The organism is Bradyrhizobium sp. 192 (genome assembly GCF_023100965.1).
GTDB lineage: Bacteria > Pseudomonadota > Alphaproteobacteria > Rhizobiales > Xanthobacteraceae > Bradyrhizobium > Bradyrhizobium symbiodeficiens.
The window spans coordinates 732,634-746,355 of sequence record NZ_CP064690.1; the positions used below are offsets into that span (position 1 = coordinate 732,634).

Consider the following 13,722-nt stretch of genomic DNA (forward strand, 5'->3'; position numbering starts at 1 on the left):
CCAATCGGGTCGTCGTATCTCTCAGAAATCCTGGCCGGGCTTTTCGGCAGTCTTGTCAGCGTCCGCCATCCGGTATCGGACCAGCATCTGGCTACGTGACAGGAATGACCTGCTCGCCGGGCCCGCGAGCAGGGCAGCATGTATCACATTTGACCGGGTCAGTGCCAAATCCAATTCTAACGATTTCAGCGCCGTGACGACGGTAATCTGCGGCTTGGCGCCGCGATTTCCGGCATTTTGACGCGCCAGCATGTCCAATTTGCGGATTCCGTCCGCGGCCCCGTCGCTGGCGTGGATCAGGACCTCGGCCGTGCCTTCCCGAAGGGCGCTTTCGACCTTGCCGAAGCCGGCCACGACCTGACCGGCCTTGGCAGCGATCCCAAGGGCTTCAGTCACGCTCCGAACCAGAAGCGCCTCGATATCGGCAGGAAGCGTCTGAGGGATGCGCAACTCGCGCTTGAAGGCCTTGCCAAAATGGTGACGCCGGACGGCTTCCGCAACCACCCCGCGAGAGGCGGTGAGCCACATGCCGCGTCCGGGCAGCTTGCGCTTGAGATCTGGAACTACGTCGCCCTGCGGCGAAATGACGAAGCGGATCAGCTCGTCGATCGGCCGGACCTGCCGACTGACCGCGCACATCCGCATGGTCGCGGACCTTTCGGTCCGCGGTCCATGGTCAAGTTCGGGGTCAGTATCGGTGAGCATCCGGGCGACATCCTCCTTCGCCCTAAGCCGGCTGATCTTCAGTCGCCTCGGCCTCCTCAGTGGGCTTGGCGAGATCGGCCTCGGTGATCCAGCCGGCCTTGACGCGGGCCTGCATGATCATCGCCTCGGCATCGTCACGGGAAATGTCGATACCGTCGAGCGCGCCCGGGAACTTGGTCTGCTCGCCGCCTTCCTTGCGCTCGGTCCAGCCGACCAGATCGTCGGTGGCGCAGCCGGCGAGGTCCTCGACCGTCTTGATGTCGTTCTCGCCGAACTTCACCAGCATCTTGGAGGTGACGCCGGGCACGTCCTTGACGGCGTCCTCGACACCGAGCTCCCTGCGGCGGGCCTCGATCTCCGCTTCCTGCTGCTCGAGATATTCGCGGGCACGGTTCTGGAGTTCCTGCGCGGTCTCCTCGTCGAAGCCTTCGATACCGGCGAGTTCCTTGAGGTCCACCATGGCGAGTTCCTCAACCGAGGTGAAGCCTTCGGACGCCAGCAGCTGGCCGACCACTTCGTCGACGTTGAGCGATTCCATGAAGACGCGGGTGGAATTCTCGAAGTCGGCCTGGCGGCGCTCCGATTCCTCCTGCTCGGTCAGGATGTCGATGTCCCAGCCGGTGAGCTGCGAGGCCAGACGCACGTTCTGGCCGCGGCGGCCGATCGCCAGCGAGAGCTGGTTGTTGGTGTCGGGCACCACGACCTCGATGCGCTCGCGGTCCTCGTCGATGACGACCTTGGACACTTCGGCCGGCGCCAGCGCGTTGACCACGAAGGTCGCGATGTCGGGCGACCACGGGATGATGTCGATCTTCTCGCCCTGCAATTCGTTCACCACGGCCTGCACGCGCGAGCCGCGCATACCGACGCAGGCGCCGACCGGATCGACCGAGGAATCCCGGGAAATCACGCCGATTTTCGCGCGCGAGCCCGGATCGCGGGCAACCGCCTTGATCTCGACGATGCCGTCATAGATCTCCGGCACTTCCTGTGCGAACAGCTTCGCCATGAATTGCGGATGGGTGCGGGAGAGGAAGATCTGCGGGCCACGGGTCTCGCGGCGGACGTCGAAGATGTAGGCCCGGACGCGGTCGCCGTTGCGGAACACTTCGCGCGGCAGCATCTCGTCGCGGCGGATGATGGCTTCGCCCCGGCCGAGATCGACGATCACGCTGCCATATTCGACGCGCTTGACGACGCCGTTGACGATGTCGCCGATGCGGTCCTTGAATTCCTGATACTGCCGGTCGCGCTCGGCCTCGCGGACCTTCTGCACGATGACCTGCTTGGCCGACTGCGCGGCGATGCGGCCATATTCCAGCGGCGGCAGGGTGTCGGCGATGGTGTCGCCGACCTGGGCGCCGGGATTGGCGCGCTGTGCATCCACCAGCGAGATCTGGTTGGAATGGTTTTCGACCTTCTCGACCACCAGCATGTGGCGCGACAGCCGCAGCTCGCCCTTCTTCGGGTCGATCTCGGCGTGAACGTCAGTTTCGCTGCCGTAACGTGCCCGCGCCGCCTTGGCGATGGCATCCTCCATCGCGGCGATGACGATGCCGCGGTCGATCGATTTCTCGCGCGCAACGGCATCGGCGATCTGGAGCAACTCAAGTCGATTGGCGCTGACTGCCATGGCTAGTCTCCTTCGTCAGGCTCGATCTCGCCACGCCGCGCGCGTTCGGCAGCAAGGCGATGTTTCTTTGTGTTGGTCGGGGCCGGCTTCTTTTGCGGCTTGGTGTTCTTGGTGATCTTCGCGCTGATCTCGGCGTGCGGCGCAGCCGGCGGCTCCAGCCCGAGATTGCGGCGCATCTGGCGCTCCTCGGCCTTGCCGCGGCGCATGGATTCCGCGATCAGATCGTCGGTCAGCACCAGCCGGGCCTCGCCGATATCTTCCATCGTCAGCAGGACGTCGGGATTGTCGCTCGCCTTGGCGTCGTCGCGACGCAGGTGCACCCGGTCGCCCTCGACGGCGCCCAGCTTGCCACGGAACCGCTTGCGTCCCTCATGGGCGACGGCCATGTCGATCTTCACCAGATGGCCGGAATAGCGTTCGAAATCGGAACGGCGGACCAGCGGCCGGTCGATCCCGGGCGAGGAAACTTCCAGCCGATAGGCGCGATCGATGGGATCGGCGACGTCCAGCACGGGCGACAACGCCCGCGAGATCGCCTCGCAATCCTCGAGCTGCATCGAGCCGTCCGGCCGCTCGGCCATGATCTGCACGGTGCAGCCGGCCTCGCCGGAGATGCGGATCCGCACCAGCCGGTAGCCCATGCCCTCGAGCACCGGACCTGCGACCGCAGACACACGTGCCGCCACGCCCGGCTCGACCACGAGCCTCGGCTCGGCCAGCAACTCGGCATCCGTGGAACCAGTGTTCGGTTCGGTCATATCAGGGGTCAAGGCGCTCGTTGGATAAGGCTTGGGGTTAAGGCTTGGTTAAGATTTTCAAAGCCCGCTTCGGAAACTTCCCGACAGCGCGTCGGGCTACATCTTCCGCCAAGCCGCGTTCGGGTAATAAAAAAGAGCGGGTCCTTTCGGGCCCACTCTCACTACGCGGATCGTATGAGAAGATGAATTGGCGCTGATATAGCGCTTTCTGTCCCTCCGGACAAGGCCCATCGCAGGCCAAACGAGGCTTTTTGCGCCCGATTCGCGGCGTCCCGGGCCTAACGCTTCCTTCACCTCGGAGGTCTAAATTCCCTGATTGTGGGGCGGCTTGGACCAAGGGCGCGCCCGCGGCGTGCCCCCTACGAGTTTGCGTTTTCATGACCGTTGCCACGTCGCTCATTCCCGGACTGGACGATATCGTCAAGCGCGGCGATCCGCGGCGACGTGGCGAGATCGCGCGCGCCATCTCCGAACTGTTCTTCCAGGATTCCGCCCATCTTCGTCCCGAGCTCATCGATCTCTTCGACAATCTCCTGATCGATCTCGTCCCGCATGCCGAGCTTGCCTCGCGCGTCGATCTCGCCGAGCGCTTCTCGCAGTTGAACAATGCACCGCCGCATCTGGTGAATCAGCTCGCGCGCGAAAACGAAATCGCGGTCGCGGGTCCGGTGCTGCGCCGCTCCCCCGTGCTCGACGACGCCGCGCTGGTCGAGATTGCGCGGTTGAAAGGTCAAGGGCATCTGCTGGCGATGACGGAGCGCCCCGCTTTGTCTCCCCTCATCACCGACGTGCTGGTCGAGCGCGGCGATCGCAACGTGGTGCGCCGCGCCGCGGCCAATGCCGGTGCGGTGTTCTCGCCTGGCAGCTATTCCGAGCTGATCAAGCGCGCGGCGCAGGACGGCGTGCTGACGCTCAAGATCGGCCAGCGCAACGATCTCTCGGGCGAGAACCTGAAACAGCTTTTGGACGGTACGCTCGACGTCATCCGCCGCCGGCTCTCCAGCGTGGTCAATCCCGCGCGCCAGGTCGAGATCAAGCGCGCGATGGTGGCAATCGAGGAGGCCGCGCTGCCGCCGGGGCCACGGCGCGATTTCTCGGCTGCCCAGCGCACGGTGCTTGCGTTGCATCGCGGCGGCCATCTCGGCGAGAGCGCGCTGCTCGGCTTCGCCAAGGCGAGCAAATACGAGGAATCGATCGCCTCGCTCTCGGCGATGTCCGGCGTTCGCCTCTCGATCCTCGACCGCCTGATCTCAGGCGATCGCTACGATCCGATTCTCATTCTCGGCCGCGTACTGAATCTCGGCTGGCCCACGGTGCGCGCGCTCATCCTGCTCTGGTACGGCCCGCACCGCACGCCGGCCGATGCCGACATCGAGGCCGCGCGCGTCAACTTCACGCGCCTGATGCCGACGACCGCCGAGCGGGTCGTGAATTTCTGGCGCAACCGGCAGACGATCTAGAGTCGCCTGAACCGCAGATAAGCCGCCTTGCGTCCTTCGCGCGTGGCCTTCCGGCCGTAGCGCGTCATGGTGTAGCCCGCCCATGGCTGCCTGAAATCGTCGGCGCGTTCGGCAAGCCAGACGAAATCCTGGGAATGCGCAAGATGCGACAGTGTCCAGGCGCAGTAATCGTCGATGTCGCAGACGAAGCGGAATTCGCCGTTCGGCTTCAGCACGCGCGCCATCGCCGCGATCGTCCTGTCCTGGACGAAGCGCCGTTTCCAGTGCCGCCGCTTCGGCCAAGGATCCGGATGGATCAGGTCGATCCGCGACAGCGATGCCTTCGGCAGCCAGGCCAGCAGTTCGGCCGCATCGCCTGCAAACAGGCGGATGTTGCCGATGTTGGCGGCCTCGATCTGCGCGAGGATCTTTGCCATGCCGTTGACATAGGGCTCACAGCCGATGAAGCCGGTCGTGGCGAAGCTCCGGGCCTCGGCCGCGAGATGCTCGCCGCCGCCGAAGCCGATCTCGAGCCGCACATCTTCAGTGGCGGGGTCGAAGATCTCGCCTGCATCCGCCGGCGTCTCGCTGGCGATGTCGAGCGCCAGATGCGGCAGCAGATGACCAATCAGCTCGGCCTGGTGCTGCCTGAGCTTGTGGCCCTTGCGGCGCCCGAAGAACGCGCGCTCGCTGTCATCGCGATCGGGGTCTGATTTGCGCTCGCTCATCGCAGCGTCTGGTACAGGCGATGGAGCAGCCGCGCGCGGGGGGCTAGCGACGAGATGTAGATCTGCTCATAATGGGTGTGCGCGCCCTTGCCGTCGACGCCGAGACCGTCGAGCGTCGCGGTATGGGCCGCGGTGAAATTGCCGTCCGAGCCGCCGCCGGTGTGGGTGTCGACCAGCTCGAAGCCGATCTCGCCGGCGAGTGTCTTCGCATGCTCGTAGAGCGAGGCGCCTGCGTTGCTCTTCTCGTAGGGCGGACGATTGAGCCCGCCGGTGACGGTAACGGTGACGCCGTCGGTCTTCGATGTCAGCCCAAGGATCTTGCCGACGAACTCCTCTGCGTCCTTGAGGCTCAGCACGCGCAAATCGACTTCGGCAAAGGCTTCTTCGGGGGTGACGTTGGGGCGCGTGCCGCCACGCACCACACCGACATTGACGGTGACGCCACGCGCGAGGTCGTTCATCCCTTCCAGAGCCAGGATGACGTTGCCGAGCTCGCGCACGGCGCTGCGGCCGTCTTCCGGCCGTGAGCCGGCATGCGCGGGCACGCCTCTGATTGATACCTTGAAGCGTCCGACGCCCTTGCGTCCGGTGACGATCTTGCCGCCGTCGCGCGCCGGCTCCGTCACCAGCACGTATTTGGCCTTGCGCCCTTCCGCCTCGATGAGTGTGCGAGAGGTGGGGCTGCCGATCTCCTCGTCGGAGGTGAACAGATGCGTGATGCCGAGCGGCGAGCGATCGACTGCGGCACACAGTGCGCGAAACGCGTGATGGGCGATGTAGGCGCCGCCCTTCATGTCGTAGATGCCGGGACCGAACGCGACGTCACCGTCGACCTTGAACGGTAGGCGCTCGATGAATCCCATGGGATGAACGGTGTCGAGGTGGCTCAGCACCAGGATGCCCGGCCGGTCCTGCCCCCAATTCGTGCGCGCGATGAGATGGTCGCCGCAGCCGTCGACGCCGTCGACGCGCTCGAGCGTGACGGGCAGATCGCGGTATTGCTCCGCGACCACGGACATCAGCCTGTTGACCTGTTCAGGCGCTTCCGTCGGCGTCTCGATCTCCACCCAGCGGCGGATACCATCGAGAATAGTTTGGGAATCGAACCAATTGGAGCTGGTCATGCGCGCATCTGTGCCCTTGAATCGCATCATCGAAGCGGACACGCATCAAAGCGCGGCCGGAAATGACGACATAGGCCAGATTTCACGCCGTCTCAAATCGCGATTGAGATAGTGCGTCAGCGCTTGTCGGGGCCTTCGCGGGCCGCGATCTGCTCGACGAGATCGACGATCGAGCGGCGCATCTTCGAATCGGTGATTCGCGTGAATGCCTTGGTCAAGGCAAGCCCCTCGGAGGTCGCGAGAAAGTCCGACACATAGGAGGGCGAGGCGCCTTCGCTGAAGCCATCCGGACCCGCCACGCCGCTCGGGCCGCCCTCGAACAGGAACGACACCGGCACCTGCAGAATCTCGGCGATCTGCTGGATGCGGCTCGCGCCTACACGGTTGGTGCCCTTCTCGTATTTCTGAACTTGCTGGAAAGTCAGGCCCAAAGCTTCACCGAGCTTTTCCTGGCTCATGCCCAACATGATGCGGCGCATACGCACGCGACTGCCGACATATTTGTCAACAGGGTTGGGCGCTTTCGACATTTCCTCAGCCCTCCAAACACCACCTTCAGCGCAATCAACCGGAGTGCCTCAGGTGCAAGCAACGTCAAATCAAACCCTCTTATTGGAAAACATTGCGGAGAAATTTAGCAATGCACCACTGTCTTTTGCAGCCGGTGCAGAATGGGGAGCCCGCGTGCAGTCTGTCAACCGTGGGACTACGGTTGTCAAAAGCTTCCGGCCGCGACGGCGCGATCAGGCCTTCCGCTTGGCGGTGCGTCGGCGGACGGCCAGAAACACGGCCACTGCGACGAGCATGGCGGCCGGCACATCGCCCACCCGCGCATAGACGGTCGGTGAGATCGCGGCAGGCAGACTTGCATCCAAAATGCCTTCGATTCCGAGACCGAGGCTGGCGACGGTGCGGCCCACGGGATCGATCACCGCAGAGACACCCGTATTGGCCGAGCGGACGAGCGGCAATCCAAGCTCGATGGCGCGCATCCGCGACTGCTCCAGATGCTGATAGGGACCAGTCGAAATGCCGAACCAGCCGTCATTGGTGAGGTTGACGATCCAGCCCGGGCGTTCGTTGCGTCCAGCCACTTCGCCGGGAAAGATTGCTTCGTAACAGATCAGCGGTAGCGCAGGCGGCGCTCCGGGCACCTGCAGCGCATGACGCACTGTGCCGGGAATGAAGCCGCCGCGCATGCGCGTCAGTTGCTCGAAACCGAGCTTCTCCATCAATGCCTGGTAGGGAAGAAATTCTCCGAAAGGCACCAAATGCAACTTGTCGTACACTGCGAGCACGCTGCCGTCGTGATCGATGACGTAAATCGAATTATAGGCACGCGTGATCGGCGTGCCGCGCGGCAGGTCGGGCGCGCGGACCGAACCCGTGATCAGCACCGTGCCTTTCGCCAGAAGCTCGGCGATTTGCGCCATCGCGTCGACTTCGCGGGTCAGGAAGAACGGAAAGGCGGATTCCGGCCAGATCAGGATGGTGGCATCGCGCACGCCTGTCGATTGCGGGCCGGAGGCGCGGTCCGACAGCGCCAGGTATTTTTTCATCACCTCCGATTTGGCGGCGTAGTTGAACTTGGCGTCCTGCTGCAGGTTCGGTTGCATCAGGCGCAACTTGACGCCTGAGACCATCGTGGTTGGATGCAGCGACAGGCGGATCGCGCCGAAGATGCTCATGACAAGCAGGAGCGCAATTGCAGCCGCCGGCACGCGCCACGCCAGGCGGCGATCGGGCGTGCGGTCGATCAGCGTCGCGGGGCTCGCGAAGATCGCAACCGTCAGGAACGTCATGCCCCACAGGCCGACCAGCGAGGCGGTCTGCGCCAGCGGCAACGGCTCGGACAGCGCGTAACCGAACGCGTTCCAGGGAAAGCCGGTCAGCGCGTGACCGCGCAGCCATTCGGCGATGGTGAGGCTTGCGGCGAGCGCCAGAATGCGCGTGGCATCCTTGGTCCAGAGTAGGCGGGCCAGCGCAAATCCGATCGCGGTGAAGATCGAGAGATAGGCCGGCAGGCCAAGCACGGCGAACGGCGTCAGCCAGGCGAATGTATCGGCATCGACGAAGAAGGCGTAGCCGATCCAGTAGAGACCAGGGACGAAATAGCCGAGCCCGAACCAGTAGCCGGTCAGCGCCGCGGCGGGGACGCCGCCATAGCGTCCGGCGCCGGCGCCGTCGATCAGCCAGACCAGCACCGGGAAGGTGATGAACAGCACCGGGAACAGGTTGAACGGCGCCAGTGCCAGCACCGACAGCGCTCCGCACGCCATGGCGATGACGGCGCGCTTCCACCCCCAGGCGAGGATGATGGCAAGTGCAATTTGCCGAAGTCGCTGGAACGGGCTCACTGCTGGCCGGTCCCGTCGCTCGGCGGCGGGGCGGGCGTGTCATTGGCCGGCGGTTGACCGCTGTCCGGCGCGGCCTCGCGGCGCCGGGTCTCGCGCTGAGTGCGCGGCGCGGGGCGCTCCTTCCGCGTCGAGATGCGCAGCCGCTTGACGCGGCGCGGATCGGCATCGAGCACCTCGATCTCGTAATTGCCAGGACCCGAGATCACCTCGCCGCGCACCGGCAGGCGCCCGACGAAGCTGACGAGATAGCCGCCGAGAGTCTCCACTTCCTCGCCCGCCTCGCCGGTGACGAAATCCTCGCCGATCACCGTGCGAACGTCATCGAGGCTGGCGCGGGCGTCGGCGATGAAGGCATTGTCGGGCAGGCGCACGATCGAGGGCGGCTCGTCGCTGTCGTGTTCGTCGTCGATCTCGCCAACGATCTGCTCGACGATGTCCTCGAGCGAGACCAGCCCGTCGCTGCCGCCATATTCGTCGACCACCAGCGCCAGGTGAATGCGCGTGGCCTGCATCTGCGCCAGCAGGTCGATCGCCCGCATCGACGGCGGCACGTAGAGCAGCTTGCGGATGATGCGCGCATCCTCGAGCGGCATCGCGAGATCGACGGCGCGGAGGTCGAGCCCGGCCGGCAGCGGCTTCTTGCGCTTGGTCTTGGTGGCTTCCGACACGCGGGCACGCGAGGTCATGAAAGCGAGCAGGTCGCGGATGTGGACGATGCCGACGGGATCGTCGAGCGTCTCGTTGAAGACCACGAGGCGCGAATGGCCGGCGCTCTCGAAGCGGTCCATCAACTCGCCGAGCGGGATGTCGCGCTTGACCGCGATGACGTCGGCGCGATGCACCATGACGTCTGCGATGCGGCGCTCGTGCAGACCAAGGATGTTGCGCAGCATGGTGCGCTCGACCGCCGAGAAGCCGGTGTCGTCGGGCGTCGTTGCATCGAGCACGACCTGGAGGTCGTCGCGCACCGATCCCGCCTTCCAGCCGAACAGCGTGCGAATGGCGCGCAGGAGCCAGCCGTCGGCGGTCGGGCGCATCACCTCGCCCTGGGTCACCACGACCGGCAAATTGGCCGAGTGGCGCGGGTTGTCGTGGATCGGGTCGGAGTCCGGCATCTCAGTGCGTCCCTGCGCGGTCTGCATAGGGATCGGGAATTCCCAGGTGAGCCAGGATCTGCGTCTCCAGTGCTTCCATCTCTTCGGCGTCGCCGTCGTTCTCGTGGTCGTAGCCGATCAGGTGCAGGAAGCCGTGCACGGCGAGATGGCTCAAATGGTGGTCGAACGGCTTCTGTTCCTCGTCCGCCTCGCGCCGCATGGTCTCGTAGGCGATCGCGATATCGCCGAGCATGCGCGGTGCATCGCCCGGCTTCCGTTCGCTCTCCTGCTGGAGCGCGGGAAACGACAGCACGTTGGTCGGCTTGTCGATGCCGCGCCAATTGCTGTTGAGGGTGCGGATGCCGGCATCATCGGTCAGCATCACCGCCACTTCCGCGTCGGCAACGTCTTCGTCGACACTTTCGGCCGCGGCTGCGACCGCACGTTGGATCACGGCTTCGGAGTCGGGCTCGCCTTGCCAGCAATCGGCGACGACGAGGACCTCGGTCATGGGAAGATTCGGTTGCGACATTGTCTTTGTTCGGAACGATGAGGCGCCGTGTCCGCGCCCTCTGGGTCCGGCTGTTGCCTCGTCAGGATTTGCCGGCGGCCGGCCGCTGCGGCGAGCCTTCGTAGGCGGCGACGATCCGCGCCACGAGTTCGTGGCGGATCACGTCCTCGGCTTTGAAATGAACCTGGGCAATGCCCTCGACACCGCTCAGCAGACGAGTCGCCTCGGCCAGGCCCGAGGTCTGGCCGTTCGGCAGATCGATCTGCGAGGGGTCGCCGGTCACGATCATGCGGCTGTTCTCGCCGAGGCGCGTCAGGAACATCTTCATCTGCATCGACGTGGTGTTCTGCGCCTCGTCAAGGATGATGGCGGCGTTGGTGAGGGTACGGCCGCGCATGAAGGCGAGCGGCGCGATCTCGATCTCGCCGGTCTGGAGCGCGCGCTCGACGATGCGCGCATCCATGAGGTCGTAGAGCGCGTCGTAGATCGGGCGCAGATAAGGATCGACCTTCTCGCGGAGATCGCCGGGCAGGAAACCGAGCCGCTCGCCGGCTTCCACCGCCGGACGCGACAGGATGATCTTGTCAACCTCCTTGCGCTCGAACAGTTGCGCGGCATGCGCGACCGCGAGCCAGGTCTTGCCGGTACCGGCCGGGCCGATGCCGAACACCAGCTCGTGGCGTTTCAGTGCGCGGATATAGGAATCCTGAGCGGCCGTGCGTGCGCGCACCGGGCGCTTGCGCAGATTGATGCTGTCGAAGGCCGCCGATTTGGCCGATTTGGCGTCGAACTCGAACAGCGAGCCTTGCGCGATCACGGCGCGAATCGCGCCCTCGACCTCGCCCTGGTCGAGATCCTGCCCCTTCACGGCCTGGGCGTAGAGCGTTTCCAGCACGCGGCGAGCGGCGTCGCAGCCGTCGCGCGAGCCGCCGATGGTGATGTGGTTCCCTTTCGAATCGACCACGACGCCGAGCCGCCGTTCGATCAGCGCCAGGTGCTGGCCGTAGGGGCCGACCAGCGCGGAAGCGGCGCGGTTGTCGTCGAAGTCGATGACGACCTGGGTCTCGGGCGGAACTTGCATGTCGCGGTCAAATTTGCGGCTGGGAGCGAGCGAAGACGAATCCGATGCGCTTTTGGGCAAGGGTTCAGGCTCCAGTGGCTTGCGATAAAGCGGGCTCGCGCGCGCCGTGCGGGGGCACGAGCTCGCCGAGGAAGCTGTAGCGTTCGAGGCTGTCGATCCTGACAGGCAGGATCCGTCCGATGATGTCGGGCGAGGCCATCACATGGGCGGGCTGCAGAAACGCGGTGCGGCCGACGATCTGGCCGTGCTTGCGCGCCGGACGCTCGAACAGCACGTCGACCGTTGAGCCAATCGCGGCCTTGTTGAAGGCCGATTGCTGGCTGTCGATCAGTTCCTGGAGCCGCTCCAATCGTTGGTCCATTTCGGCGGGGGACACCGTCTCCTGCATGTCCGCGGCCGGCGTTCCCGGCCGGGCGGAGTATTTGAACGAATAAGCCGCAGCGTAGCCGATTTGCGTGACAAGCGCGAGGGTGGCGAGAAAATCTTGCTCGCTCTCGCCGGGGAAGCCGACGATGAAATCTGATGAAAAAGCAATGTCTTGGCGCGCAGACCGGAAACGGTCGATGACATCGAGATAATCATCGGCGGTATGTTTCCGGTTCATGGCCGCCAGAATCCGGTCCGAACCCGACTGCACCGGCAGGTGCACGAACGGCATCAGGGCACCGAGATCGCGATGGGCCGCAATCAGACTGTCGTCGACGTCGCGGGGGTGGCTGGTCGAGTAGCGCAGCCGCGCGATGCCGGGAATCGTCGCCAGATGTTCGAGCAGCCTGCCGAGCGGCCAGGTTTTTCCGTCCGGCCCGTCGCCATGATAGGCGTTGACGTTCTGCCCGATCAGCGTGAGCTCGCGCACGCCGTTGTCGGCGAGCCGCTTCACGTCGTCGACGATCTTCGCCACGGGCCGGGACACTTCGGCGCCGCGCGTATAAGGCACGACGCAGAAGGTGCAGAACTTGTCGCAACCTTCCTGCACCGTGACGAAAGCGGAAATGCCGCGCGCGCGGATGGCGTCGGGCTTGGGTTGGGCGAGAAAGCCGAACTTGTCCTGGGCGGGAAACTCGGTCTCGATCGCGCGGCCTTCGTCGCGCGCACGCTTCAAAAGCTCAGGAAGGTGATGATAGCTCTGCGGGCCGACAACGACGTCGACCACAGGCGCGCGGCGTGTGATCTCCCCACCTTCGGCCTGCGCCACGCAGCCCGCGACCGCGATCTGCATCGTGCGCCCGGCGCGGGCGGCCTCGTCCTTGGCGATGCGCAGCCGGCCGAGCTCGGAATAGACCTTTTCGGACGCCTTCTCGCGGATATGGCAGGTGTTGAGGATGACGAGGTCGGCGTCTTCAGCGATGGCCGTTTCCACGAATCCTTCCGGAGCCAACGTGTCCACCATGCGCTGGGCATCGTAGACGTTCATCTGGCAGCCAAATGATTTGATGTGCAGCTTGCGCGGCGGCGTCATGGAACCCGGAATGGAGATGGAGGATGGCCCTCAGATATAGGTTGGAGAGGGGAAAATCCAGCCAACGCCGGGCGGAAGGCCCGTTCGGGGCGCCAAGCAGCCGCCAACTAGCCGCGAAGCGCGGAATCGCGAGGTTTGGCGTCAGATTCAGCCCGCCAGAGTGTCCAAAGCGACCCGCCGGACCAGCTCCGGCAATTGCCGCATATCGTCGAACGTCAATCCGGCGCCGGCGGCGCGCAGCCTTTCGGCGTGTCCCGGCGGGCAGTGGCTGCCGCCGTGAAAGCCCAGCACGGTCATCCCGGCGGCGTGCGCGCCGGTCACCCCGGGCACGCTGTCCTCGATCACGACGCACCGTTCGGGCGCGACTTTCATCTGCGCAGCGGCAAACAGGAACAGATCGGGCGCGGGCTTGCCGCGTGCGACCTGGCTCGCCGAAAAGATGTGCGGGGCGAGCAGGCCGTAGAGGCCAGCGCAGGTCAGGCCGTGCGTGATCTTCTCCGGCGTGCCGCTCGATGCGACGCATTTCGGCAGATCGATTGCGGCGATCGCCGCGGCCACATGGGTGATCGGCTGCAAATCGCTGGCGTAGAATTGCAGCGTGGCCGCGCTGATCTGCTGCTCCAGGTCACCCGGGAGGCTGCGGCCGATTTCCTGCTCGACCATCCGCCGCGCGTCCTTCTCGGACACGCCGAGGAAGCGGACCAGCACCTGCTCCGAGGTGATCGGATAACCGTGCCGCGTCAGCACGTCGGCATGCGCGCGACAGGAAATGACCTCGCTGTCCACGAGCACACCGTCGCAGTCGAAGATGATGAGGTCTACGGGCACTAAAC

At 65.0% G+C, this 13,722-nt stretch carries 13 protein-coding genes; 1 reads left to right on the top strand and 12 read right to left on the bottom strand.

Annotated elements, in window-relative coordinates; genetic code table 11:
* Positions 1–21 precede the first annotated feature (21 nt).
* The 3 genes from IVB24_RS03450 to rimP are packed head-to-tail and all read right to left on the bottom strand — an operon-like array spanning position 22 to position 3,096.
* Entirely contained in the window at positions 22–705 is a 684-nt protein-coding gene (locus IVB24_RS03450) for an RNA-binding protein (protein ID WP_094976108.1), read from the bottom strand.
* A 22-nt stretch (positions 706–727) separates the two neighbouring features.
* Entirely contained in the window at positions 728–2,338 is a 1,611-nt protein-coding gene (gene nusA, locus IVB24_RS03455) for a transcription termination factor NusA (RefSeq protein WP_094976109.1), read from the bottom strand.
* Positions 2,339–2,340: 2 nt separating this feature from the next.
* On the bottom strand, positions 2,341–3,096 hold the full coding sequence (gene rimP / locus IVB24_RS03460; protein ID WP_094976110.1) for a ribosome maturation factor RimP: 756 nt from the start codon (positions 3,094–3,096) through the stop codon (positions 2,341–2,343).
* A gap of 377 nt (positions 3,097–3,473) precedes the next feature.
* Here rimP and IVB24_RS03465 point away from each other — a divergent pair, with 377 nt between their 5' ends.
* Positions 3,474–4,556, top strand: coding sequence for a DUF2336 domain-containing protein (locus tag IVB24_RS03465; protein WP_247772050.1), 1,083 nt, complete (start codon positions 3,474–3,476; stop codon positions 4,554–4,556).
* Here the strand turns inward: IVB24_RS03465 and trmB are convergent.
* The 9 genes from trmB to IVB24_RS03510 form a co-directional block, all read right to left on the bottom strand.
* The gene (trmB, locus tag IVB24_RS03470; RefSeq protein ID WP_166467673.1) at positions 4,553–5,263 is read right to left on the bottom strand and encodes a tRNA (guanosine(46)-N7)-methyltransferase TrmB; all 711 of its coding nucleotides are present in this window, start codon (positions 5,261–5,263) and stop codon (positions 4,553–4,555) included. The genes IVB24_RS03465 and trmB overlap by 4 nt on opposite strands.
* Positions 5,260–6,417 (bottom strand): M20 family metallopeptidase, encoded by a 1,158-nt coding sequence (locus IVB24_RS03475; protein ID WP_247772051.1) that lies wholly within the window; start codon positions 6,415–6,417, stop codon positions 5,260–5,262. The genes trmB and IVB24_RS03475 overlap by 4 nt, the downstream gene beginning before the upstream one ends.
* A gap of 86 nt (positions 6,418–6,503) precedes the next feature.
* The gene (locus tag IVB24_RS03480; protein ID WP_094894323.1) at positions 6,504–6,917 is read right to left on the bottom strand and encodes a helix-turn-helix transcriptional regulator; all 414 of its coding nucleotides are present in this window, start codon (positions 6,915–6,917) and stop codon (positions 6,504–6,506) included.
* A gap of 213 nt (positions 6,918–7,130) precedes the next feature.
* On the bottom strand, positions 7,131–8,744 hold the full coding sequence (gene lnt, locus IVB24_RS03485; RefSeq protein WP_094976114.1) for an apolipoprotein N-acyltransferase: 1,614 nt from the start codon (positions 8,742–8,744) through the stop codon (positions 7,131–7,133).
* Positions 8,741–9,859: a hemolysin family protein gene (locus IVB24_RS03490; protein ID WP_247772052.1), complete on the bottom strand. Its 1,119-nt coding sequence runs from the start codon at positions 9,857–9,859 to the stop codon at positions 8,741–8,743. The genes lnt and IVB24_RS03490 overlap by 4 nt, the downstream gene beginning before the upstream one ends.
* A 1-nt stretch (position 9,860) precedes the next feature.
* Positions 9,861–10,370, bottom strand: a complete 510-nt coding sequence (gene ybeY, locus IVB24_RS03495; RefSeq protein ID WP_140481704.1) for an rRNA maturation RNase YbeY — start codon at positions 10,368–10,370, stop codon at positions 9,861–9,863.
* 61 nt (positions 10,371–10,431) lie between these two features.
* The gene (locus tag IVB24_RS03500; protein WP_247772053.1) at positions 10,432–11,430 is read right to left on the bottom strand and encodes a PhoH family protein; all 999 of its coding nucleotides are present in this window, start codon (positions 11,428–11,430) and stop codon (positions 10,432–10,434) included.
* 64 nt (positions 11,431–11,494) lie between these two features.
* The gene (gene miaB / locus IVB24_RS03505) at positions 11,495–12,889 is read right to left on the bottom strand and encodes a tRNA (N6-isopentenyl adenosine(37)-C2)-methylthiotransferase MiaB (RefSeq protein WP_247772054.1); all 1,395 of its coding nucleotides are present in this window, start codon (positions 12,887–12,889) and stop codon (positions 11,495–11,497) included.
* Between the two features lie 147 nt (positions 12,890–13,036).
* Complete coding sequence (locus IVB24_RS03510; RefSeq protein WP_247772055.1) at positions 13,037–13,717, bottom strand: HAD family hydrolase; 681 nt, start codon at positions 13,715–13,717, stop codon at positions 13,037–13,039.
* Between the last annotated feature and the right edge of the window lie 5 nt (positions 13,718–13,722).

Coding starts and splice junctions, on each gene's coding strand:
- ybeY (WP_140481704.1), bottom strand. CDS start 10,370: ATGTCGCAACCGAATCTTCCCATGACCGAGGTCCTCGTCGTCGCCGAT.
- IVB24_RS03475 (WP_247772051.1), bottom strand. CDS start 6,417: ATGATGCGATTCAAGGGCACAGATGCGCGCATGACCAGCTCCAATTGG.
- rimP (WP_094976110.1), bottom strand. CDS start 3,096: ATGACCGAACCGAACACTGGTTCCACGGATGCCGAGTTGCTGGCCGAG.
- trmB (WP_166467673.1), bottom strand. CDS start 5,263: ATGAGCGAGCGCAAATCAGACCCCGATCGCGATGACAGCGAGCGCGCG.
- IVB24_RS03465 (WP_247772050.1), top strand. CDS start 3,474: ATGACCGTTGCCACGTCGCTCATTCCCGGACTGGACGATATCGTCAAG.
- IVB24_RS03450 (WP_094976108.1), bottom strand. CDS start 705: ATGCTCACCGATACTGACCCCGAACTTGACCATGGACCGCGGACCGAA.
- IVB24_RS03500 (WP_247772053.1), bottom strand. CDS start 11,430: ATGCAAGTTCCGCCCGAGACCCAGGTCGTCATCGACTTCGACGACAAC.
- miaB (WP_247772054.1), bottom strand. CDS start 12,889: ATGACGCCGCCGCGCAAGCTGCACATCAAATCATTTGGCTGCCAGATG.
- IVB24_RS03480 (WP_094894323.1), bottom strand. CDS start 6,917: ATGTCGAAAGCGCCCAACCCTGTTGACAAATATGTCGGCAGTCGCGTG.
- nusA (WP_094976109.1), bottom strand. CDS start 2,338: ATGGCAGTCAGCGCCAATCGACTTGAGTTGCTCCAGATCGCCGATGCC.
- IVB24_RS03490 (WP_247772052.1), bottom strand. CDS start 9,859: ATGCCGGACTCCGACCCGATCCACGACAACCCGCGCCACTCGGCCAAT.